A 23,347-nucleotide genomic window follows, 5' to 3' on the forward strand; every position below is an offset into this window, starting at 1 on the left:
TTCAAATCTGTGTGTGCACATTTTTTGAGCATGGAGCGCCAGCCCTGTAAGTCGTTGAATTTATTGTGGAATTCATAAAATGTGCAAAAAGTTATCCACTTTGCACATTAGATACGACGGGTAATATGTATAGTTAATGTGCGATACGTACACGCTTTAGCACATTAAATGAAGTTTTGTCTACAATATCATGACGCAACAACATGGGGAAGCTATGACTTTTGACGAATTCGACGCCGCGCTTGATGTGCTCGGCTGGAAGATTGCAGACTTCTGCCGCGCTACTGACTTACACCGAAACACACCGCAGCGCTGGAAGCGTGAGGGCATTGAAATACCGAGCTGGGTGCCTAAGCACTTAGGGTTGCTGATTGATTTACACCGCCTTCATGCGACCTACCTTCAACGGCCCAAGCATGACGCAGGCGCTGGCACTGAGTGACGGCAATGCGAACGCACACCCAAAGCGTCAAGGAAACGTCAAGCCTCACCGCTTGGGGCTTTCTTCATGGGGCAGGCACATAGGGGGGGTGGGTCTGCAACCTTGAGACCCAAGCAACCCTAGACCGCAATGTCCCTCCGTGCGCAAAGCCGCGAAATCAGCATGGGGAGGGGGTCTGCTTAAAAAAGAGGCAATCAGCCAAGGCAGCAACGACCGATACGGCCACAGACTGAGGGTGGACACCCGCGAAACTCTGGAAAAGTGGCTACGCAGTGGCTACGCAGGCCCGAAAAGCGAAACGCCCTAGAAACCAAAAAGGTCGCTAGGGCGCATGGATATTGGGGTGGCTGATGGGGCTCGAACCCACGACAACAGGAATCACAATCCTGGACTCTACCAACTGAGCTACAGCCACCGTAGAGATGTAATTATAACCTAGCTACTTTGATTTCTGCCTTAAATTTTTCTTTTAGTAAGCGGTAATACGCCAAACCTTCAGCCGATGCCCACCATTGGGCGTATTGATCACGCTCTCGAGCTCTATTTTTAGCCATATCACGTGGCACGATCTTCTCAACCTTCACGACGACGTAGCCACTGGTACCCAGATCCACGCCGACCCAAGCAGGTAAGGTTTGGGTGCTAGAACGCAACGCGGCCTCAATCACAGCAGGTGCAAGCTGCTGCTTTTCTTCACGCGAAATCACAATGGGCGCTGAGAGCTTGGCTGCATCTGGTGCAGCTTTCCATTCGGTCAATTTTGCAGCGCCCTCTTGGCGCGCACGTTCTGCCGACTGAATGGCTTTGACTTGTTCCAACACGCGTGCTTTCACTTCGTCCAGCGGCAAAGTGCGTGCTGGGCTGTGCTGTGTGATGCGTGCAGCAGCCAACACGTTGGCGCCTAGTTCGACAGCCTCGGTGTTGCGCTTTTTTTCAATCGAATCAGCCGAAAAAACAGATGCCAAAAACTTTGGATTAGCCAACACGGCATTGCCTGCATTAGGCAATGCCTCGCGCGCCAATCCGCTCGCACGCTGGATGTCGAGCTTCAAACGCTCAGCCACAGGCTTCAGGCTGTCAGACTGTTCGTACACCATGTTGGTGAACTGCTCGGCCGCTTCGGCAAACTTTCGTTGCGCCAATTGACGACGCACATCAACTTCTAAGCTCGCGCGCAGCTCTTCAAAGCTCTTTTGCTTAGGCTGTTTGATGTCCGTCAAACGCATGATGTGAAAACCAAACTCGGTCTCCACAATCCCACTTGTTTCACCTTTTTTCAAGGCAAAAGCAGCATCTTCGAAAGGCTTCACCATGGCACCACGACCAAAGAAATCAAGGTCACCCCCTTTGGCTGCTGAACCTGTATCTTGCGAGTTTTTGCGGGCCAAGTCAGCAAACTTGTCTGGCGACTGTTGAACAGCAAGCAACAACTCTTGCGCTTTGGCTCGCGCTTTATCACGCTCAGCAGCAGGTGCAGTTTTGTCGGCATTGATCAGAATGTGGCTAACACGGCGCTCTTCTAAGCCTGCCAAGCGCGACATGTTTTGTTCGTAGTAGCTTTTGAGTTCAGCTTCAGGCACCACGATGTTCTTCTGAACGGATGCCAAGTCTAAAACCACATACTCAATATCAGCTCGCTCGACAGATTGGAACTGCTCAGCATGGGACTTGTAGTAAGCCTGCAAATCGGCATCGGTCGGTTTGATTTGCGACGCATAGTCAGAAGCCGCAAAGCGTGCCACTTGCACTTGTCGTTGCTCATAGAACGCATTCAAGGTCACGTTGGCCAAAGCGGCAGGCGAAAAGCTCGTCACCCCCACACCTGACATCACTTGACGCGAGGCCAGATCGGCTCGCACTTGCGCTTCAAACATCTCAGGCGTCATGCCTTGACTGCCCAGCAATTGGCGATAGCGCTCAATGTCCAAGGTCCCATCGGCACGGCGCAGTGCCGCGATGTTGGGGTTTTGTTGCAACTCACCAGCCAAGCGTTGGTCGCTCACGCCCAAGCGCAATTGGTCTGCCGCGACTTGCAACAAACGGTCACGCACCATGCGCTCCAAGGTGCTGTATTTGGCTTCGGGTGTATCAAAGAGTTTGATGTCCGCGTTGGGCATTGAACTGCGCATGCGGTCCACTTGCACGCGATGCGCGTTGTCCCAATCGGCTTGCATAATGTCCACACCATCCACGGTAGCAACAGGTGCACCCTTTTCAAGCGAACGGTTGTAGCCTTCCAAGCCAAACAAAACAAAGGAAGGGAAGATCAACAGGAACAGTAAAAACTGCATGATCCTGGTGTGCTGGCGGACAAAATCAAACATGCTATGAACCCGATGTGATTCTTAATATCAATAAAAAAGGCGAACATGCGTTCGCCTTTACTTTTGTGGTGGTGGGCGCTGACGGTCTCGAACCGCCGACCTACTCCGTGTAAAGGAGCCGCTCTACCAACTGAGCTAAGCGCCCCACCTATTCAAAATTAATTCAACGCGTCTTTCAGACCTTTGCCAGGACGGAACTTAGGCACTTTAGCAGCTTTGATTTTGATGGCGTCGCCGGTACGTGGGTTACGACCTGTGCGTGCAGCACGTTTGCCAACAGCAAATGTGCCAAATCCAACCAAAGAAACAGTACCACCCTTTTTCAAGGTTGTTTTCACAGCGCCAATGATCGATTCGAGCGAGCGTGTGGCTGCAGCCTTCGAAATGTCTGCATGCTTAGCGATGTGCTCAATCAGTTCAGTCTTATTCACAAAAATCCCCTCTCATCGAGATGTGATGTTGATCGGTAGTCACAGCAGGTTCATCTGATAAGTCAGATCATCAGATCTCGTCTTTAAACACTGCCGCATTTTCTTTTACGTTACCCAAAGCATTCGAGCTTTTAACTGCAGGCGTGTCAAGCTGACGAATCCCTGCAGAGCAACTAGGAAGCGGATTCTAGTCGGTTTTTAAAGCGTTTTTGTAGGTATCGCATGACACGTACAACTCACAAAACCTCAGCAATCGCACGACCGACGTCAGAAGTATTACCTTTCCCACCGATATCAGGTGTTTTGGGCGCGCCACTGCCCGGAGCCAACACTTTTTCGATGGCTGCCAACACGGCATCGTGCGCCTCTTTGTGACCCAAAAACTCCAGCATCATGGCGCCACACCAAATTTGACCAATCGGGTTCGCAATACCTTTGCCAGCAATGTCTGGCGCCGAACCGTGCACGGGTTCAAACAACGACGGAAACTTGCGGTCAGGGTTCAAGTTGGCGCTGGGTGCAATGCCGATCGTGCCGGTACAGGCAGGGCCGAGGTCACTCAAGATGTCACCAAACAAATTGCTGGCCACCACCACGTCAAAGAAGTCGGGGCGCTGCACAAAGTGCGCAGTCAAGATGTCAATGTGGAACTTGTCAACGTTGATGTCTGGATAGTTCTTGGCCATCTCCACCACGCGCTCATCCCAATAAGGCATGGTGATGGCGATACCGTTTGATTTGGTCGCGCTGGTCAAATGCTTTTTAGGACGCGTCTGCGCCAACTCAAAGGCAAACTTCAACACGCGGTCCACGCCAATGCGCGACATCACGGTCTCTTGCATCACGATCTCGCGCTCGGTGCCTTGGTACATGCGGCCACCAATGCTGGAGTACTCGCCTTCGGTGTTTTCACGCACGATGTACATGTCGATCTCACCAGGCTGACGTGGCGTGCCATCGCGACGCACCACCGGCGCAATGATGCCGGGCATCAAGCGGGCTGGGCGCAAGTTGATGTACTGGTCAAACTCGCGACGGAACATCAACAACGAGCCCCACAGCGAGACATGGTCTGCAATTTTCTCGGGCCAGCCCACCGCGCCAAAGTAGATGGCATCGTGGCCGCCGATTTGGTCTTTCCAGTCGTCGGGCAACATCTTGCCGTGCTTCTCGTAGTAGTCCCAACTTGAGAAATCAAAGTGGTCAAACTGCAAATCAATACCGAATTTGCGTGCCGCGGCGTCCATCACGCGGATGCCTTCAGGCATCACTTCTTTGCCAATGCCATCTCCGGCGATAACTGCAATACGGTGTTTTTTGCTCATGAAATGCTCCTTTAAATTAAACAGTGAGAAAAGTCTGGGCTTCAGCGATCACCCGATCGGGCGCCTCTTCGGCCAAATAATGTCCGCATGGCAACGCATGCCCAGACACGTCAAGTGCCCGCTCGCGCCACAGTGACAACACATCAAAACAACGCGCCACCGCACCGTGCTCGCCCCACAACACGCGCAACGGTTGGGTCAATTTTCGCCCTGCTGCGACATCGGCACGGTCGTGTTCTAAATCAATCGTGGCACTGGCTCGGTAATCTTCACAAATGGAGACTGACGTTCCAGGCAATGCGGCACAACGCTCATACTCGGCCAAAGCCTCAGGGGCAAAAGCGGCCAAGCCCGCATGACGGCTGCCCATCACACGGCGCACATATTGCGCAGGCCCCGCATCCAGCAACGCTTCAGGCAAGGGCGACGGCTGAATCAAAAAGAACCAATGCCAATACGCACGCGCAAACGCTTCGCTGGTGTGTTCGTACATGGACAACGTCGGGGCAATGTCGAGCAACATCATGCGCTGCACCGCCTGCGGGTGGTCCACCGCCAAACGGTGGGCCACACGCGCACCACGGTCATGGGCCAACACATCGAATCGATCAAAGCCATGCTGTTGCATCACAGCCATCGCATCCAAAGCCATTTCGCGTTTGCTGTGGTTCACATGTTCAGCGTCTGCAGGGGGGCGCGCTGAATCACCGTAGCCCCGCAAATCCATCAGCACCACACGTCGCGTCTTCGCCAGCTCGGGCGCCACGCGATGCCACATCGCCATGCTCTGCGGGTGTCCGTGCAACAACAACAGCGGCGGCCCCTCCCCGCCTACACGGCTGTGCAGTTGCACGCCATCGCGTTCTACGGTGAGGGTTTGGAATGAATTCAACATACCGAAAGCTTACCGCCCAAAAAAGCAATAATCGAGCAATTGATTATTCCCACGAAGGCAACAGTTGGACCGTTCAGATTTAGAGTTGGTGCTGGCCGTCAGGCTTCACGGCAGTTTGGTCAAAGCGGCGCGCGCCCTGCAACTGGCACCACCTGTCGTGACCAAGCGACTTTCTGCGCTTGAGAGCCACTTGGGTGTGCGCCTGTTTCAGCGCACCACACGCCGCGTCAGCCCCACCACCGAAGGCCACGCTTTGTGCGACCGCGCTACTGAGCTGCTGAATGGATTTATCGCCTTAGAAGACGAATTGCGCGAACGCCAAAGCGAACCCTCGGGGCCCATTCGCATCGCCTGCAGTTTTGGTTTTGGTCGACTTTGGCTGGGGCCGCTGTTGGCCGAATTTCAGGCGCGTTACCCAGCAGTGCGCGTGGATTTACAACTCTCCGAGCAATTGCCCGACTTGGCCAACGAAGGCTTTGACGCTGCCATTTGGCTCTGGCACCCGCCCGCGCACATCGCGGCCGAGTGGATTTCACGCAAACTCGCGGCCAACCAACGCGTTTTGGTGGCCTCGCCCATGTATCTGGCGGCGCATGGCACGCCTCAAAACCCAGAAGACTTGGCCTCGCACGCCTGCTTGGTGGTGCGCGAAAACGGTGGGGAAACGGGACAAGGTCAACGCTTTGACCACTGGCGACTCAGCCAAGAAGGCCAAGCGCGTGCGCTGCACATCGCCGTGCAAGGTCCGCTGTCCAGCAACTCAGGCGAAATGGTGCGGGACTGGTGCTTGGCAGGCCAAGGCATCATGCTGCGCAGCCTGTGGGACATTGCCCCACAGTTGGCCTCGGGTCAGCTGGTGCGGGTGTTGCCAGATTGCGCCATGCACGACGCCGACATTCACTGGCTCGCCCCCTACCGCGCACAGATGCCGCTGCGCATCCGCTTGTTGCAAGACTTTTCAGCGACGCGTTTTCGTGACGAGCCTTGGAAGGCCACTGGCCCGATGCGCGCAATCAGCTAGCTCGCCACACGAGGCGGCCTGACCACCAAGCTCACGCCCACAGCCGTCACGGCGATGCCTGCCAGCGTCACCACCGTGATGGGTTCGCCAAACAAAAACCAAGCCATCACCGCGGTGGTGGGGGGCACCAAATACATGAGGCTGGTCACGCTGGCGGCCGCTCCGCGCTGAATCAACACATACAACAGCGAACTACCGCCCAAGGTCAATCCGATCACGGACCACGCCAAAGCACCCATCATCTCGTGGGTCCAGCGCACAGGCTCGGCCTCCAAACAGGCGATCGGCAAGGTGACCACAAAAGCCGCCATCAACTGCACGGCGTTGGCGCTGCGCACGTCGCAAGTCGCTACAAAACGCTTTTGATACAGCGTGCCAATGGTGATCGCGCACAAGGCCATGACAGCCATCGTCACACTCCAAGGTGTGACCTCAATGCCGCCTTCTAGCTTTCGGGACACCACCATCGCCAAACCGACAAACCCCAAAGCCAAGCCTTGCCATTGGCGACGCGACACATGGCCACCGCTCGACGACAACCAAATTGCCGTCAACACCGGCTGCAAGCCCACGATCAACGCCGACAAACCCGAGCCCATGCCCACTTTGACGGCGGCCCAAACACCGCCTAAATAGCCCGCATGCATCAGCACACCGGTGAGCGCCAAATGCCCCCATTGCGCACGTCCTGCAGGCCAAGGCACACGCGCCCAAATCACCCAAGGTACAAAACACAAAATAGAAAAAGCGTAGCGCCACAGCAAAAACGTGAAGGGCGGCGAGTTGGGCATGCCGTAGCGCGCCACGATAAAACCTGTGCTCCAAATCAGCACAAACACCACGGGCATGGCGCGCAGCCATGCTTGGTGCGACGTGTTGCCGCTCATTATTTGGCGTGCCGAACGATGTCAGGCCAGGCTTTTTGCAAGTAATACACCATCGACCAAACCGTCAACACACCCGCCAGCCAAATCAGCACCAAGCCCCACAGCGCCGTGTCGATCACACCAAACAGCATGCCGTCGAACAACAAAAAGGGAATCGCCACCATTTGCACGGTGGTTTTCAGTTTGCCCAGCACATGCACCGCCACGCTGCGCGAAGCGCCGATTTGCGCCATCCATTCGCGCAAGGCAGAAATGGCAATTTCACGGCCAATGATGATCAGCGCCACCAACACATCAGCGCGCCCCAAATGCACCAACACCAGCAAACTGGCGCACACCAAAAACTTGTCGGCCACGGGGTCTAAGAAAGCGCCAAAGGCAGAGGTTTGATTCAGTTTGCGTGCCAAGTAGCCATCCAGCCAATCGGTCAAAGCAAACACCACAAACATCACAGTCGCCCACAGATTGCGCTGCTCGGTTTCGATGGGCAAATAAAACAGCCCCACGATCAACGGAATAGCCACGATGCGGGCCAGGGTCATGAGCGTTGGGATGGTCCACATAAAACGTTACTCGTAAATGATTTGAGACTGGCCCTCATGGGCCTGCGCCATCCAGCTGGCCAAAGCGGCATCGCTGGGGAAAAATTTGGATGATTCACCCAATTGAAGGTCGGCCGTTGCGCCTTCGCGCAGCAGCTTGAAGCGCACGCCAAGGCCGCGCACCAACTCGCCTTGCTCAGAGGTTTCGACCTTGGCCGGATGGTCGCGCAGCAAACGCGCCACATCGGGGGCAGTGCCATTGACGGTCACGCTGAGGTATTTGCCAAAGCGACAGCGGGCCTGGCCCAAGTCCCACACTTGGTTGATGACCAAACGCAAGCCCCCCGAAAAACGGTCGGGCTGGGCCTTGCCCATCACGATGACCAACTCATCGTCTTTGAGGCTGTTGCGGTATTCGTTGATGGTTTTTTCGTCCGCCGTGGCTTCGATCACACCCGACTTGTCGTCGAGCTTGAAAATGGCCAGCTTGCCACGTTGACCATTGATGACCCGCATGTCACTGATGATGCCCGACAACAATTGCGGCTCACGCGAGTCCATCAAGTCTTCAATGCGGGTACGGGCAAAACGACGCACTTCGCGCTCTACCTCGTCAAACAAATGGCCAGAAATGTAAAAACCCAAGGCCACTTTCTCGTGGGTCAAGCGCTCTTTCACACCCCAAGGCACAACCGACACCAGCTCAGGCTCTTGCGTGCTGGAGCCGTGGGTGTCATCACCCATCATGTCGAACAAACCACCTTGGTTGGCATTGGCTTCGCTGGCTGCTGCGAAGTCAAAGGCACGCTCCACGCTGGCCAACAGCTCGGCGCGGTTGAGGTGCAAATTGTCGAACGCACCGGCTTTGATGAGCGCCTCGACCGTGCGCTTGTTCAAACGGCTGCGGTCCACACGGCGGCAGAAATCAAACAAACTGGTGAATGGGCCACCCGCTTCGCGTGCGGCCACGATGGCTTCAATCGCTTGTTGGCCCGAGCCTTTGATCGCACCCAAGCCGTAGCGAATGACCTTGTCTGAGATGGGCTCAAAGCGGTAAAAACCACGGTTCACATCGGGTGACTCAAAGGTCAAACCCATTTTTTGGGCGTCTTCGTACAAGACCTTGAGCTTGTCGGTGTTGTCCATCTCCACCGTCATGTTGGCGCAGAAGAACTCGGCCGTGTAGTGCACCTTCAGCCAACCCGTGTGATAGGCCAACAGCGAGTAAGCGGCCGCGTGCGACTTGTTAAAGCCGTAGCCCGCGAACTTTTCCATCAAGTCAAAGATCTCGTCGGCTTTGTCTTGTTCGATGTTGTTCTTGGCAGCGCCTTCTCGGAAGATGGCGCGGTGCTCGGCCATCTCTTCGGCCTTCTTCTTACCCATCGCACGGCGAAGCATGTCGGCGCCGCCGAGCGAGTAGCCACCCAAGATCTGCGCAGTCTGCATCACCTGCTCTTGGTACACCATGATGCCGTAGGTCTCGGACAGCATCTCGGCCACCATGGGGTGTGGGTACTCAATGGTTTCACGCCCATGTTTACGCGCCACAAAGCTAGGAATCAGGTCCATCGGGCCGGGGCGGTACAAGGCGTTCAGCGCGATCAAGTCTTCCAAACGCGTGGGCTTGGCATCGCGCAACATGCCTTGCATGCCGCGACTTTCAAACTGGAACACGGCTTCGGTCTTGCCATCTTGGAACAAGCGGTAAGTCGGGGCATCGTCCAGAGGGATATTCTCAAAGGCGAAGTTCTCTTGGCCTTTGTGGCGCGCCATGATGAACTCGCGCGCGATCTCCAAAATCGTCAGCGTGGCCAAGCCCAAAAAGTCGAACTTCACGAGGCCCGCGGCTTCGACGTCGTCTTTGTCAAACTGGCTCACCGCCGACTCACTGCCAGGCTGTTGGTACAACGGGCAAAAGTCGGTCAGCTTGCCTGGGGCAATCAACACACCACCGGCGTGCATGCCCACGTTACGGGTCATGCCTTCGAGCTTTTGCGCCAGCTCCAACAAGGTTTTGACTTCATCTTCTTTGGCCAAACGCTCGGCCAAGATGGGCTCCACCTCAATCGCGCCTGCGATGGTGATGTGCTGGCCGGGCTTGTTGGGAATCAGCCCGCTGATGCCTTTGCAAAAGGTGTAGCTCATGTCGAGCACACGTCCCACGTCACCAATCGCGGCACGCGCCGCCATGGTGCCGAAGGTGGCAATTTGCGACACCGCCGCGCGACCGTATTTGTCTTTCACGTAATCAATCACGCGGTCGCGGTTGGTTTGGCAAAAGTCAATGTCGAAGTCGGGCATCGAGACCCGCTCTGGGTTCAAGAAACGCTCGAACAGCAAGTTGTATTGCAGCGGATCAAGGTCGGTGATCTTCAGCGCATACGCCACCAGCGAGCCTGCACCCGAGCCACGGCCTGGGCCTACAGGGCAGCCATTGGCCTTGGCCCACTGAATGAAGTCACCCACGATCAAGAAGTAACCGGGAAAGCCCATCTTCAAAATCGTGTTCAGCTCAAACTCCAAGCGGTCCACATAACGTGGGCGCACTTCGTCGCGCTTGGCCTCGTTGGGATACAAATGCTGCAGACGCGCTTCCAAGCCTTCGTGCGACACATGGCGGAAGTAATCTTCCACCGACATGACCACGCCGTTCACGGGCGGAATGGGGAAATTGGGCAACTGCGGCTTGCCCAACACCAAAATCAGGTTGCAGCGTTTGGCAATTTCTAAGGTGTTGGCAATGGCGCTGGGCACATCGGCAAACAAGGTCTCCATTTGCGCCGACGACTTGAAATACTGCTCACGGGTGAAACGCCGCACACGGCGCTGGTTGCCCAAAATCTCCCCCTCAGCAATACAAACTCGGGCTTCATGCGCCTCGTAGTCGTCGGGCAAGGTGAACTGAATCGGATGGGTGGCCACCACGGGTAAGTTCAGACGTGCCGCCAATTGCACAGCCGCCGTGACATGCGCCTCATCGTCTGCACGTCCCGCACGCTGCAACTCAATGTAGAAACGATGCGGAAAGATACCGGCCAATTGCAAGGCCACTTCGCTGGCTCGCGTCGTGTCACCCTGCACCAAAGCCTGGCCCACAGCGCCAGCTTGAGCGCCAGACAGCGCAATCAAACCTTGCGACAACTCTTGCAGCCACGCCAACTTGATGACGGCGATGGCTCGAATGACGTTTTGCGTCCAGCCTCGGCTGATCAATTCGCACAAGTTCAAATAACCTTGGTGGCTTTGCACCAAAAGAATCATGCGTGAGGTTTGAGCCGCGTCTTGGGTCAGGCTTTCGAGATAAATCTCGGCGCCAATCACCGGCTTGACGCCCTTGCCACGCGTTTCTTTGTAAAACTTGATGGCACCGTACATGTTGTTGATGTCGGTGATCGCCATCGCAGGCTGTTGGTCAGCGGCGGCCGCTTTCACCACCTCGTCGATGCGGTTGGTTCCATCGACGACAGAAAATTCGGTGTGAAGGCGCAGGTGAACAAACATGAGCCAGATTGTAGAGATGACAGGCCAGCACTTGCCGCCTTAAAGCCCCTGAGTCAGGGAATATTTCGGGTTTACTCCTGCAGCAGCATCAACACTTCAGACTTAAATTCACGGGTGTACAAAATACCCGCCACCAACATCGTGGCCAAGACAAACATCATGGGTGAAAAAAACCACCCCAGCGCGGCAAACGAAAAATAGTAGGCGCGCAAGCCACCATTGAACGTCTCGGCAGCCAAGCCCGTCATCGCCGCTGCACGGTCTGCGTAATGCGTGCGATTGGCCACCCCCTCATCTTGAAAACTCGACGGCGGCGGCATCGCACCAATCAGCAAGGCCACAAAGGTGTATTGGCGCATCGACCACGAGAAGCGAAAGAACGAATACACAAAGATCACCACCAGCACCAAGATCTTGAACTCAAACACCAGCATGGGCGTTTGCTCGGCAAACGGAATCTCACGCACCAATTCAGCGGCTTTGTCGGTGGTGCCCAACAGAGCAAACAAGCCGCCCAAAATCAAAATCGTGGTGGAGCAAAAAAACGCAGGCGTAGCCGACAAAGTTTGCGTGATGATACCGTCCAACATGCGCGGGTCACGCGCCGTGGTTTGCAGCATCCACAAATGGCGATAACGGTTGGTCATCGCCAAAATGGAATGTTGACCATCGCTCCAATGCTTGGCAAACAAGGTGTAAGCCACCCAGACCAAAACAAAAAATCCGAGTGCGAACCAATCGGCCCAAGGCAGCAGTTGAACTATTTTCATAGTCAACATGCTACCCAAAGAAAAGGTCAGCCGCGCAATTTCTCAGCCACGCCAGCCACGCGCTCGCCGTAGGCTTTGGCGGTGTCCAAGTCACCTTGAGGAATGTCAGCGGCTGGACTGGTGGGACCCACTTGGGCCATCACGCCCGAGTTAGAGCCAATGCGGTTGATGGTGCCGTCGTTCATGGCGGGCTGGCCCACCCACACCATGCCTTGCTGCATGGCCAAGGTCATGAAGTACTGGATGGTCGAGAGCTTGTCGCCGCTGGGGCTGGCCGAGATGGTGAAGCCGCCAGCCACTTTGTCTTTCCAAGCGCTGCTGAACCAACGCTTTGATGTGGCGTCGGCGAACTTCTTGAACTGCCAAGAGGCCATGCCCATGTAAGTGGGTGAGCCAAAGATGATGGCGTCAGCCGCATCCAAAGTTTCCCAATCGGCATCGGTGATGTTGCCTTCTGCATCGATGGCGATGACGGTGGCTTTCGCGCCTTCGGCCACAAATTGGGCCACGCGTTGGGTGTGGCCGTAGCCTGAGTGGTAAACAACGACGGTTTTAGTCATGAAGAACTCCTGTGAGAGGGTTAAAAAATCAAACGATGAGAGAAGAAAAGAAAAAGCCTGCGCTTAAGCCGCCAAGTCAAACACCAACACCTCGGCATCGTCGCCGTGGTCGAAGGTCATGCTTGGTTCGTCGTCCAACAAAGCAGCGTCACCCGCAGACAACGCCACGCCGTTCACGTTCAGGCGACCACGAATCAGGTGCACATAGCCCTTGCGTTGCGGCGCAATCTGCAACACCGCAGACTCAGCGCCATCAAACAAACCGGCGTACAGCGACGCATCGGCATGAATGGTCACCACAGCGTCCTCGGGGCCTGCAATGCGGCTCAACGCACCGCGCTTAGAGGCTGGCGGCACCGTTTTTTGCTCGTAGCTGGGGGCAATGCCACGCACGTTGGGCTCGATCCAAATCTGAAAGAAGTGCGTCGTCTCGTCGGGCGCGTGGTTGAACTCGCTGTGCTGCACACCGCGGCCCGCACTCATGCGCTGCACATCGCCGGGCGGAATGCCCTCGATGTTGCCCATGCTGTCTTTGTGGGCCAAGTTGCCACTGAGCACGTAGCTGATGATTTCCATGTCGCGGTGCCCATGCGTGCCAAAACCGCCGCCCGCCGCAATGCGGTCTTCGTTGATGACGCGCAAATTGCCCCAACCCATGAACTGCGGGTCGTAGTAATTGGCGAATGAAAAGCTGTGAAACGACTTGAGCCAACCGTGGTCGGCATAGCCGCGATCTTGAGATTTGCGAATGGTCAACATGTGATGTTCTCCTTGACCTGAACTTTAGGCCCTTTGTGGTCTTTGGACGTGCATCGCATTTGATGGCATCATTCAAATTATTTGAACGATCAAGCCATTTATCTATGAACTCCGCCCGCGACGTATTGACCCCCGACGCCTTGGCCATGTTGCACGCCATTGAAAAAGCGGGCAGCTTTGCCGCAGCGGCCCGTGTGCTGGGCGTGGTACCCAGCGCCCTCACCTACCGTGTTCGTCAGATCGAAGATGCGCTGGACGTGCTGTTGTTCAACCGCAGCTCACGGCAAGCCAAACTGACGGCGGCGGGCGTGGAGTTGCTGCGCGAAGGCGAGCGTTTGTTGGCCGACATCGACGCCATCGCCAACCGCGTGAAACGTGTGGCCACCGGCTGGGAAAGCCAATTCACCATCGCGGTGGACGGCATCATCGACCGCACTACCGTGATGGAGCTGTGCGAATCCTTCTTGGCCTTGAACGCCCCCACCCGCCTCAAACTGCGCGACGAAACCCTCACCGGCACCTTGGCTGCCCTCACCAGCGGTCAAGCCGATTTGGCGCTGGGCATTCCCGGCATTTTGAGTGAAGGCGGCGCCTCCTTGGGCATCCACAGCCAAAGTTTGGGCACGATGAAATTTGTCTTTGCCATGGCCCCCAACCACCCGTTGGCCAACGCGCCCGAACCCTTGACCGACGCGCTCATCCGCCAACACCGCGCCGTGGCCGTGGCAGACTCGGTGCAAAGTGGCACCGGCATGACCATTGGTTTGCTGCCCGGCCAAGACGTGTTCACCGTCTCCAACATGGACCGAAAAATCGACGCGCAACTGCGCGGCATGGGCGTGGGCTTTGTGCCTGAGTTGATGGCGCAACCGTGGATCACGACGGGACGGTTGGTGACGCGGGAGGTCGAACGCCCCAGACGCGAGTCCAACGTCAGTTACGCTTGGCGCATCCCCGACGGCAGCGAGGGCGAACGCGGTGGCCGCGCTCTGCAATGGTGGCTACAACAACTCAAAAGCACCGCCACCCGATCTGCCTTATTGGTGAACCCCCGAACCCTTAACCCCACACACAACGTGTAGAGTGCAACCATGACCTTAAACATCGCCATCATCGGAGCCGGCATTGCTGGCATCACCGCAGCCCGCACTTTGGCCCAAGCTGGCCATCGTGTGCATGTGTTTGAAAAGAGCCGCGGCGCAGGCGGACGCATGTCCACCCGCGAAGGCGTCTTTGGCACCTTCGACCACGGCACCCAATACTTCACCGTGCGAGATCCGCGTTTTTCGCTGGCCTTGCAAACCGTGCCCGGCACCACCGAAATTTGCCGCCCTTGGAGCGCCAACGCCGTGCGCGTGCTCGACCCACTGGGCCATGTGTTTGAAGCCGCCCGCAACACCAAAGACGCACACTTTGTGGCCAAACCCGGCATGAACGCCCTAGTTCGTCACTGGGCCAAACCTTTGGGTACAGCCGTGGCCTACCAAACCCAAGTCTCGCGCTTGGAACGCTCAGCCAAAGGCTTGTGGACCGTACACGCGGTCAACAGCACCTCGGGCAAAGACGTGACCGAAAAACACGCCGGCTTTGACCGTGTGCTGCTGGCCATGCCCTCGGTACAAGCCGAGCAACTGTTGCGCAACTCCGGCAAAGCCACCGCCAGCGCCGCTTGGCTCAAAGCCATGGCCAAGGTGGAAGTCGCCCCTTGCTGGACCTTGATGCTGGCCTTCCCCAACGCCATCCAACCCGACTTGCACATTGGCCCCCAATGGAACGCTGCCCGCAGCACCCACCACCGCGTGGCGTGGCTGGCGCGTGAATCGTCCAAACCCGGTCGCGGCAAACTGGAACGCTGGACCGTGCAAGCCAGCGCCGCTTGGTCCACCGAGCATTTGGAAGACGCCGCCCCCCGCGTGCAAGCCAAATTGCTGCGCGCCTTCTCTGAGTTGACCGGCATTCGCGCCGAGCCCTCGCACGCCGAAGTGCACCGCTGGCGCTATGCCAAAACCATCACGCCCTTGGGCGTGTCGCACCAGTACAACCCAGCCAACGGTTTGGGCACTTGCGGCGACTGGCACTTGGGCCACCGCGTGGAAGACGCGTTCGTGTCAGGCCTTGAACTCGCTTTGACTGTGTGCAAATCTGCACATCGCCTGTAATTGCCTTACATCGGTCGCTTTGCACCTTCCCCCACGGGCCCGCTTCATGCGGGCTCGCTCGTTGCAGCCCTCGCCAGTTGGCTAGACGCGCGTGCACACAACGGCCAATGGCTGGTGCGCATGGAAGACGTGGACACGCCCCGCTGCATCCCAGGCGCCGACCAACGCATCCTCCAACAACTCGCCACTTGTGGCCTCGTGCCCGATGCCCCTGTGATGTGGCAATCGCAACGCGCCAATGCCTACCAAGCTGCGCTAGACAGTTTGATTGCCAAAGGCTGGGCCTACCCCTGCGGCTGTTCACGCAAAGAGATTGAAGAGGCGCAAGCCTTGATGGGCCACGCCCGAGAGCGTCACCAAGCGGCGGTCTACCCCGGCACCTGCCGCCACGGGCTGAACGGCAAAACCGCCAGAGCTTGGCGCTTGAACGTGCAACGCGTCATCGACGATTTAAAACTCACCACGCCCTTGATGTGGCAAGACCGTTTACTGGGCCCACAGCAACAAGACGTTGCAAAGGAAGTAGGCGACTTCGTGTTGCGCCGTGCCGACGGCCTTTGGGCCTACCAACTCGCGGTGGTGGTGGACGATGCCGCGCAAGGCATCACCCACATCGTGCGTGGCGCGGACCTGACCGACAACACCGCACGACAAATCGTGTTGCAACACGCGTTGGGCTTGCCCACGCCCAGCTACATGCACACGCCGCTGGTGCTGGGTGAGAACGGGGAAAAGTTAAGTAAACAAAACGGCGCTGAGGCGCTAAACCTCAGCAGCCCTTTAAAAATCCTCAATCAAGCTGCCGCGCTTGTAAATCTGCCAGCTGGACATGGAACGGTCTCAGAGGCCCTGACCGCTTGGGTCAAGCTGTATGAAAAGTTGAAGTAAAAACCTGCCAATTTTGCTGTGATCGAATCAGTTGATAGGACTGCCGCCATTGACGAAGAAATGCCCCATCAGTGCCAAGCATCAACCAATCAAACGACACAATCCGACTGTCTTCGCCTAACTCCACGACTTCAAAATTTTTCATTTCAAACCGCACATAGCCCTGCTCTCGCCAGGCAGCAGCGACAGACGCATATAAATGTGCGCCCTCGGTGTGCGAAGGAATCACCATCACAGAGCCATCAGCGCGAACGCTCATCGCAGGTTCATGAAATAAAGCAGCAAATACACCCCAGTTTTTTTGGTCAAACTCAGACTGGTAGCGTGTGAAAAAAATCAATCATTTCCTGCATGAAACGGACCCTTTTGTGTGAAGAGCATAAATTGTGCGAGAGGCGTCAACCTAAAACACAATGCGGTACGTCGCTTGTGCACAATCCGTCCTTTCAATCTAAATATTTGAAATACGACAACACGATAATCACTACTTATTTCCAGATTTCTCAGCCATGACAACCGCCGACACGCCCAGCACTCCAGACGAACCCAAAGCCGACGCCCCTTTCATGCGCGTCATCAAAACCTACGTGCTGCGCGCTGGGCGCATGGGGCCCGGTCAGACGCGTGCGTTCGAGCAGTTTGGTCCGAAATTTTTGGTGCCTTACACGCCTGAGCGTTTGGATGTGCCAGCCGCCTTTGGCCGCACCGCCCCGCTGATTTTAGAAATTGGTTTTGGCATGGGCGACGCCACCGCCAAGATTGCCCAGACACGCCCCGACGACAACTTTTTGTGTTGCGAAGTGCATGCCCCCGGCGTGGGCGCGCTGCTCAAGCGCTGCGGCGAAGAGAGCATCGGCAACATCCGCATCGTGCAGCACGACGCGATCGAGGTGATGGACCACATGCTGGGCGAAAACAGCCTCGATGGTGTGCACATCTTCTTCCCCGACCCTTGGCACAAGAGCCGTCACCACAAGCGCCGCTTGATTCAAAGCGCGTTCGTCAACCGCTTGGCCAAACACATCAAACCCGGCGGCTACCTGCACTTGGCCACCGACTGGCAGCCGTATTCGGAGCAAATGATGCAAGTGGTGTCTGCTGAGCCTTTGCTCAAAAACACCGCCACCGATGCCAGCGGCTTTGCCGAAAAGCCCGCTTACCGCCCGCTCACCAAGTTTGAAAACCGTGGGTTGAAACTCGGCCATGGCGTGTGGGACTTGGTGTTCACCAAGGTCTAAGGCATCTGAAAGCCACGCCTATGCGAATCCCGACGCGCAACGGCGTAGGCGCCAGCCGCGTGTCGCTGCCCGCTGGGGCTTGGCCCACGGTGCTGGATTTCTTGTTAGAGCGCATGCCCGACATCTCGCGCGAAGAGTGGCTGCAACGCTTCAACGACCAACTGGTACTCGATGAAGCGGCTCAGCCCGTGGCAGCCACGCAGGCCTACACGCCGCACACCAAGCTTTACTACTACCGCCACATCGCCAACGAGCCTGTGCTGCCCGAAAAAGCCAGCATCGTGTTTGAAGACGAGCACTTGATCGTGGCGGACAAACCGCATTTCATGCCGGTCACACCCGCTGGCCGTTATGTGCAACAAAGCCTGTTGGTGCAACTGAAACACCTCACCGGCCATGACGACCTGGTGCCCCTGCACCGCATCGACCGCGAAACTGCAGGCCTCGTGATGTTTGGCAAACGCTTATCTGACCGCGACGCCTATCACGCGCTGTTTCGCGACAAGGCCATGCACAAGGTGTACGAAGCGGTGGCGCCCTACAACCCCGCGTTAAAGCTACCGCGCGTACACGTCAGTCGCCTGAAGCCCGACGAACTTTTTTTCAGAACACAAGAAGTAGATGGCGAGCCCAACAGTGAAACACGCATTAGCCTGCTCAAAACCGAAGGCGCGCGCGCGCTGTACCAGCTAGAGCCCGTCAGCGGCAAGCGCCACCAACTGCGCGTACACATGATGTCGCTGGGCCTGCCGCTTGAAGGCGACCAGTTTTACCCCACGGTGTTGCGCGGGCCAGATGCGGAAGAAGACTTCAGCCATCCGTTGCAACTGCTGGCCAAAAGCGTGGCATTCACCGACCCCGTCACGGGTGAGGCCAGAGCGTTTCAGAGTGCTTTGCGTTTGAGCATCGCGCATTAGAGCTTCAAGCCCTAAGACGCCAAGCCCTGAGGCCAAAGGCATTGAAGCGTCAGGCAAGCCCAACGCTTCCAGCACCTTAAGCCTTGATTTCGCGCGCCGTGATTTGGTACTTGAAGGTGTCAGGCGCGTAAGAGTCCAAGCGGCCCTCTGCTGTTTCTGCCACGGGGTACATCAAGAAGCCCAAGCGGTCTTCTTGGCTACCGGGCAACGCCACATCGTGCGCGGTGTTCCAGCCCAGCCAGTTGCCTTCCCAGCCACCGAACAAGCGGCTGTAGACGGGTTGCACCACCGCGTCGTCGGTGCGTTTGATCCAAGTGGGCGTTTCCAAGCGCATCACTTTGGCCACATCGGCGGGGTCCATCGCCACCCAACCGTGGGCTTGCAAATACACCTCGGCGCGGCAGTGCTGCGCGCCTTTCAAGCTGGCGGGGTTGCCCGACAACTCTTTGTAGCCAAAGGCCGAAGGTACCAAGCGAATGCCATACACATCGCGTGCAGGCACGCCGACCGAGCGGCACAGGCCCACAAACAAGGCATTGATGTCGGCACACTTGCCGCCCAAGTTGCCCGTCTCCAGCATGGTTTTGATGTCGCCTTCACCGCAGCCGCGCACCTTGGGTTCACGCCAAGCATTGGCCACCACCCAGTCGTAAATGGCGCGAGCTTTTTGGGCGTCGGTCTTCGCGCCTTGCGTGGCTTTGAGCGCCGTGGTGCGCACGATGCCGTCGGTGGGCAACAAATGCGTGGCGCGGGTGTAGTGGCGCAAGGTGCCTGCATCTTCAGACGTGAAGGTGTGCGTGCCGGGTTGGTTGATGTCGACGCTGCGGTTTTGCGTCTGCACGCGGCTGGTGATTTCTACAAACGGGGTCACGCCTGCGGCGAACTCGGTGTAGAGCATGCGGGCACCTTCTGTGCCGTCGCTGGTCATGCGGGAGGTGCCATTCGACTGAAAACTGCTCTCCAACGAACGCTGCCAATCGGCGTTGATGCTAGGCACGGGCAACCACACGCGAGCAGCACCTTTGGCGTCGGCCAAGTCAACACGGGTCGTGACCTCGAATGTGCGCCATTGGCCCGCTTGAGGCTCGAAACGGCGCGTCGCGTGAGAGGTTGAGGCAGCGGTTTGGGCCAGCGCAAAGCCAGGCACACCTGTGAGGGCGCACGCAGCTGCGGCCCCCTTGAGAAGGGAACGACGCACAAGAGTCATGAAAGAGAGCTCCGAATAAGAATGAAGACCTGTCGGCACACAAGAGGCGCAAAAGGTCGATTGCAATACGCAATCGCCGACGCCAATGCCCCGAAGGCAGGTCACCTCGCGCAACCGCACGAGAGCGGGTGAATTATCGCTTGAGGGGCGCGGGCTTGGCCGGTGCGCTGACAGCGCGCGTGTCTTGGCGCACCTCAGTGAGCCAACGGTGGGCGTCGGGACCACTCCAATCCACATCGCCCATCACGCGCCAACGGGCTTGGCCATCGGGCGCCAACAGCACGGTGGTGGGAAACACGGTCACGCCCCAACGTTTGGCCAACTCACCTTTGGGGTCCAACAGCACAGGCAAAGTCACGCCCGTGGCCTGCACGTAACGCGCCACGCGCAAGGAAGGCTCGCGCACGTTGACGGCCAGCACCAAGGTGTTGGCGTCGCGAATGTCGTGCAGGGTTTGCAAAGTGGGCAACTCTTCTTTACAAGGCGCGCACCAAGTGGCCCAAAAATTGAGCACCACAACATGGCCCGCCAGATCTTGCGCGGACCACACCTTGCCTTGCAAATCCACGACGTCCAATGCGGGTGTGGGCACATGGGCTGGCCAGCGCGATTTGTCAAACTGCGCCCACGCATTGGAGGCGGACAAGCCAAAAACCACACCTCCCAACACAAGCCCAACAAAAAGGCCCAACATCTGTTGGGCCTTGGTTGGCACGACGCCTTGGCTTGCGCTCATGGATGCGTGCAAACGTGCGTTCGTGCGTGTGAACAAGCGCATCAAATGCGCTCGGCCACCCAAGCTTGCACGCTGGCCAAAGCCTTGGGCAACGCAGCGGCATCGGTGCCACCCGCCATCGCCATATCGGGCTTGCCGCCGCCTTTGCCGCCGACCTGCTGGGCCACAAAGTTGGCCATCTCGCCCGCTTTGACTTTGCCTGTGTTGTCAGCGGTCACGCCTGCGGCGATGTTGACCTTCTCGCCGTCCACAGCCGCCAACACGATGACGGCTGACTTCATCTTGTCTTTGAGCTTGTCCATGGTGTCGCGCAAGGTTTTGGCGTCAGCACCGTCGAGCTTGGCGACCAAGAGCTTGGTGCCTTTGATGTCCACCGCTTGGGTGAGCAACTCGTCGCTTTGCGCAGAAGCCACTTTGCCTTTGAGGGCCGAGACTTCTTTTTCCAGCGTTTTGATTTGCTCCAACACTTGGGTCAAACGCGCGTTGAGCTCTGTGGTGGGCGCTTTGAGCGCGCCAGCCGCTTGAGCCACGGCGTCTTCCAGCGATTGCAAATAGGCCAAAGCATTCGCGCCTGTGACCGCCTCAATGCGGCGCACGCCGGCGGCCACGCCGCCTTCGGCCACCACTTTGAACAAGCCAATGTCGCCTGTCGCTTTGACGTGTGTACCACCGCACAACTCACGGCTAGAGCCAATGTCGAGCACGCGCACGGTCTCGCCGTACTTCTCGCCGAACAGCATCATGGCGCCAGTTTTTTGGGCCGACTCAATGTCCATCACACGCGCTTGTGCCACGGCGTTGGCCAAAATTTCAGCGTTGACTTTGGCTTCGATCTCGCGAATCTGTGGATCAGTCACAGGGGCGTTGTGCGCAAAGTCAAAACGTGTGCGCTCGGCATTCACCAAGCTGCCTTTTTGTTGCACGTGATCGCCCAGCACTTCGCGCAAGGCTTTGTGCATCAAGTGGGTGGCCGAGTGGTTGCGCACAGTGGCTGCGCGCACTTGCGTATTGACCTGTGCGTCGACGTGGTCACCCACAGCCAAAGTGCCTTGGGTCAAGGTGCCGTGGTGGCCGTACACATCGGCTTTGATCTTCAAGGTGTCTTCCACCGCAAAGCTGGCAGAGCCGCTGACCAACACGCCAGCGTCGCCCACTTGGCCGCCGCTCTCGGCGTAGAACGGTGTGGTGTCTAACACCACCACGCCTGTTTGGCCGTGCTTGAGCTCGGCCACCGAGTTGCCGTCCAAGTACACCGCCACCACTTTGGCTTTTGTCTGGAGGTCGTCGTAGCCCACAAACGCATTGCCTGCGCCGGTGTACTCCAAGGCCTTGTCCATCTTGAACTTGCCTGCGGCACGGGCTTGGGTTTTTTGTTTTTCCATCGCAGCGGCAAAGCCTGCTTCGTCAACGCTCAAGCCACGCTCGCGGCACACGTCGGCCGACAAGTCGAGTGGGAAGCCATAGGTGTCGTGCAGCTTGAACGCCACATCGCCTGGCAACACCTTGACGCCACCTTCCAAAGCGGCATCCAAAATTTGCATGCCCACGGCCAGGGTTTCAAAGAAGCGTTCTTCTTCAGCCTTCAGCACCGACGCAATGCGCTCGGCTTGACTCGCCATGTTGGGGTACGCATCGCCCATGAGCTTGACCAAGTCAGGCACGAGTTTGTGGAAGAACGGTTTTTTCTGGCCCAACAAATACCCGTGGCGAATGGCACGACGGATGATGCGGCGTTGCACATAGCCACGGCCTTCGTTGCTAGGCACCACGCCATCGCTCACCAAGAACGAGGTGGCACGGATGTGGTCGGCAATCACGCGCAGGCTCTTGTGGCCCATGTCGGTGCAGCCGGTTTCACGCGACGCCGCTTTGATGAGCGCATCAAAGATGTCGATTTCGTAGTTACTGTGCACGTGCTGCAAGATGGCCGCCAAGCGCTCCAAGCCCATGCCCGTGTCCACGCAAGGCGCGGGCAAGCGGGTGACGGCACCTGTTTCGTCCATGTTGAACTGCATGAACACGTTGTTCCAAATTTCGATGAAGCGGTCGCCGTCTTCGTCGGGGCTGCCGGGAGGGCCGCCAGGGATGTGGTCGCCGTGGTCGTAGAAGATTTCAGAACAAGGGCCGCAGGGGCCGGTGTCGGCCATCATCCAGAAGTTGTCGCTCTTGTAGCGGCCGCCTTTGTTGTCGCCAATGCGAATCACGCGCTCGGGTGGCAGGCCAATTTCTTTGGTCCAAATGTCGTAGGCTTCGTCGTCTTCTTGGTAGACGGTGGCCAGCAAACGGTCGGCGGGCAGCTTGTAGACCTCGGTCAACAGCTCCCACGCCCACTTGAGCGATTCACGTTTGAAGTAGTCACCGAACGACCAGTTGCCCAGCATTTCGAAGAAGGTGTGGTGGCGGGCGGTGTAGCCCACGTTTTCCAAGTCGTTGTGTTTACCGCCAGCGCGCAAACAGGCCTGTACGGAGGCTGCGCGCACATACGAGCGCTTGTCTTCGCCCAAGAACACGTCTTTGAACTGGACCATGCCCGAGTTGGTGAACATCAAGGTGGGGTCGTTGCCCGGCACCAAGGGGCTAGAGGCCACGACGGTGTGGCCTTTGGACTCAAAGAAGTCCAAGAATGTTTTACGAATGTCGGCGACGGTGAATTGCGGTTTAGTCATCCTCGAATTATAAGTTTCGGTGTCGCCCCAGGGTCATCATGGGAACCGGCCCAGCGGTATGCTCTGCGGATTGAATTTG

At 57.3% G+C, this 23,347-nt stretch carries 21 protein-coding genes and 2 tRNA genes; 7 read left to right on the forward strand and 16 right to left on the reverse strand.

Going from position 1 to position 23,347, the window contains the following annotated elements:
* The first annotated feature begins 214 nt into the window (after positions 1-214).
* The gene (locus C5F52_RS10930; RefSeq protein WP_146100072.1) at positions 215-442 is read left to right on the forward strand and encodes a hypothetical protein; all 228 of its coding nucleotides are present in this window, start codon (positions 215-217) and stop codon (positions 440-442) included.
* A gap of 339 nt (positions 443-781) precedes the next feature.
* Here the strand turns inward: C5F52_RS10930 and C5F52_RS10935 are convergent.
* The 6 genes from C5F52_RS10935 to C5F52_RS10960 form a co-directional block, all read right to left on the reverse strand.
* A tRNA-His gene (locus C5F52_RS10935) sits at positions 782-857 on the reverse strand.
* 13 nt (positions 858-870) lie between these two features.
* Positions 871-2,766 (reverse strand): SurA N-terminal domain-containing protein, encoded by a 1,896-nt coding sequence (locus tag C5F52_RS10940; protein ID WP_104798387.1) that lies wholly within the window; start codon positions 2,764-2,766, stop codon positions 871-873.
* 69 nt (positions 2,767-2,835) lie between these two features.
* Positions 2,836-2,911 (reverse strand) — tRNA-Val (locus C5F52_RS10945).
* Positions 2,912-2,924: 13 nt separating this feature from the next.
* Positions 2,925-3,197, reverse strand: coding sequence for an HU family DNA-binding protein (locus C5F52_RS10950; RefSeq protein ID WP_100132812.1), 273 nt, complete (start codon positions 3,195-3,197; stop codon positions 2,925-2,927).
* A gap of 236 nt (positions 3,198-3,433) precedes the next feature.
* Positions 3,434-4,522: a tartrate dehydrogenase gene (locus C5F52_RS10955; RefSeq protein WP_104798388.1), complete on the reverse strand. Its 1,089-nt coding sequence runs from the start codon at positions 4,520-4,522 to the stop codon at positions 3,434-3,436.
* A gap of 16 nt (positions 4,523-4,538) precedes the next feature.
* Complete coding sequence (locus C5F52_RS10960) at positions 4,539-5,417, reverse strand: alpha/beta fold hydrolase (RefSeq protein ID WP_104798389.1); 879 nt, start codon at positions 5,415-5,417, stop codon at positions 4,539-4,541.
* A gap of 64 nt (positions 5,418-5,481) precedes the next feature.
* Between C5F52_RS10960 and C5F52_RS10965 the strand changes: the two genes are divergently transcribed.
* Positions 5,482-6,438: a LysR family transcriptional regulator gene (locus C5F52_RS10965; protein WP_104798390.1), complete on the forward strand. Its 957-nt coding sequence runs from the start codon at positions 5,482-5,484 to the stop codon at positions 6,436-6,438.
* Here the strand turns inward: C5F52_RS10965 and C5F52_RS10970 are convergent.
* From C5F52_RS10970 to C5F52_RS10995, 6 genes are all read right to left on the reverse strand, one after another.
* Entirely contained in the window at positions 6,435-7,325 is an 891-nt protein-coding gene (locus C5F52_RS10970; RefSeq protein ID WP_104798391.1) for a DMT family transporter, read from the reverse strand. The genes C5F52_RS10965 and C5F52_RS10970 overlap by 4 nt on opposite strands.
* On the reverse strand, positions 7,325-7,888 hold the full coding sequence (gene pgsA, locus C5F52_RS10975) for a CDP-diacylglycerol--glycerol-3-phosphate 3-phosphatidyltransferase (RefSeq protein WP_104798392.1): 564 nt from the start codon (positions 7,886-7,888) through the stop codon (positions 7,325-7,327). The genes C5F52_RS10970 and pgsA overlap by 1 nt, the downstream gene beginning before the upstream one ends.
* A 6-nt stretch (positions 7,889-7,894) precedes the next feature.
* Positions 7,895-11,368, reverse strand: coding sequence for a DNA polymerase III subunit alpha (gene dnaE / locus C5F52_RS10980; protein ID WP_104798393.1), 3,474 nt, complete (start codon positions 11,366-11,368; stop codon positions 7,895-7,897).
* A 71-nt stretch (positions 11,369-11,439) separates the two neighbouring features.
* The gene (locus tag C5F52_RS10985) at positions 11,440-12,138 is read right to left on the reverse strand and encodes a DUF599 domain-containing protein (protein ID WP_104798394.1); all 699 of its coding nucleotides are present in this window, start codon (positions 12,136-12,138) and stop codon (positions 11,440-11,442) included.
* 26 nt (positions 12,139-12,164) lie between these two features.
* Positions 12,165-12,698 carry a flavodoxin family protein gene (locus C5F52_RS10990; RefSeq protein ID WP_104798395.1) on the reverse strand — a complete coding sequence of 178 codons (534 nt, stop codon included), beginning with the start codon at positions 12,696-12,698 and terminating at the stop codon, positions 12,165-12,167.
* A gap of 63 nt (positions 12,699-12,761) precedes the next feature.
* Positions 12,762-13,457 (reverse strand): pirin family protein, encoded by a 696-nt coding sequence (locus C5F52_RS10995; protein ID WP_104798396.1) that lies wholly within the window; start codon positions 13,455-13,457, stop codon positions 12,762-12,764.
* Between the two features lie 104 nt (positions 13,458-13,561).
* Here C5F52_RS10995 and C5F52_RS11000 point away from each other — a divergent pair, with 104 nt between their 5' ends.
* Genes C5F52_RS11000 through gluQRS form a run of 3 tightly spaced genes read left to right on the forward strand, consistent with a single transcriptional unit; the run spans position 13,562 to position 16,504 of the window.
* Positions 13,562-14,539, forward strand: a complete 978-nt coding sequence (locus C5F52_RS11000) for a LysR family transcriptional regulator (RefSeq protein ID WP_104798397.1) — start codon at positions 13,562-13,564, stop codon at positions 14,537-14,539.
* Positions 14,540-14,548: 9 nt separating this feature from the next.
* Positions 14,549-15,616 carry an NAD(P)/FAD-dependent oxidoreductase gene (locus C5F52_RS11005; protein ID WP_104798398.1) on the forward strand — a complete coding sequence of 356 codons (1,068 nt, stop codon included), beginning with the start codon at positions 14,549-14,551 and terminating at the stop codon, positions 15,614-15,616.
* Positions 15,617-16,504, forward strand: a complete 888-nt coding sequence (gene gluQRS / locus C5F52_RS11010; RefSeq protein ID WP_104798399.1) for a tRNA glutamyl-Q(34) synthetase GluQRS — start codon at positions 15,617-15,619, stop codon at positions 16,502-16,504.
* Here gluQRS and C5F52_RS11015 read toward each other — a convergent pair.
* Positions 16,479-16,844 (reverse strand): hypothetical protein, encoded by a 366-nt coding sequence (locus C5F52_RS11015; protein ID WP_104798400.1) that lies wholly within the window; start codon positions 16,842-16,844, stop codon positions 16,479-16,481. The two genes, gluQRS and C5F52_RS11015, sit on opposite strands and share 26 nt — an antisense overlap.
* Before the next feature lie 169 nt (positions 16,845-17,013).
* Between C5F52_RS11015 and trmB the strand changes: the two genes are divergently transcribed.
* Both trmB and C5F52_RS11025 read left to right on the forward strand, forming a co-directional pair.
* Complete coding sequence (gene trmB, locus C5F52_RS11020; RefSeq protein ID WP_104798401.1) at positions 17,014-17,742, forward strand: tRNA (guanosine(46)-N7)-methyltransferase TrmB; 729 nt, start codon at positions 17,014-17,016, stop codon at positions 17,740-17,742.
* 20 nt (positions 17,743-17,762) lie between these two features.
* Positions 17,763-18,659 carry a pseudouridine synthase gene (locus tag C5F52_RS11025; RefSeq protein WP_104798402.1) on the forward strand — a complete coding sequence of 299 codons (897 nt, stop codon included), beginning with the start codon at positions 17,763-17,765 and terminating at the stop codon, positions 18,657-18,659.
* Positions 18,660-18,735: 76 nt separating this feature from the next.
* Here the strand turns inward: C5F52_RS11025 and C5F52_RS11030 are convergent, their stop codons facing one another.
* The 3 genes from C5F52_RS11030 to alaS all read right to left on the reverse strand — a co-directional run bounded on the left by C5F52_RS11030 (position 18,736) and on the right by alaS (position 23,268).
* Complete coding sequence (locus C5F52_RS11030) at positions 18,736-19,866, reverse strand: transglutaminase-like domain-containing protein (RefSeq protein WP_104798403.1); 1,131 nt, start codon at positions 19,864-19,866, stop codon at positions 18,736-18,738.
* A 133-nt stretch (positions 19,867-19,999) separates the two neighbouring features.
* Positions 20,000-20,602, reverse strand: a complete 603-nt coding sequence (locus tag C5F52_RS11035) for a TlpA disulfide reductase family protein (protein WP_161499690.1) — start codon at positions 20,600-20,602, stop codon at positions 20,000-20,002.
* A 41-nt stretch (positions 20,603-20,643) separates the two neighbouring features.
* Positions 20,644-23,268: an alanine--tRNA ligase gene (gene alaS / locus C5F52_RS11040; protein WP_104798405.1), complete on the reverse strand. Its 2,625-nt coding sequence runs from the start codon at positions 23,266-23,268 to the stop codon at positions 20,644-20,646.
* Positions 23,269-23,347: the final 79 nt, after the last annotated feature.

The organism is Limnohabitans sp. TS-CS-82, assembly GCF_002943475.1.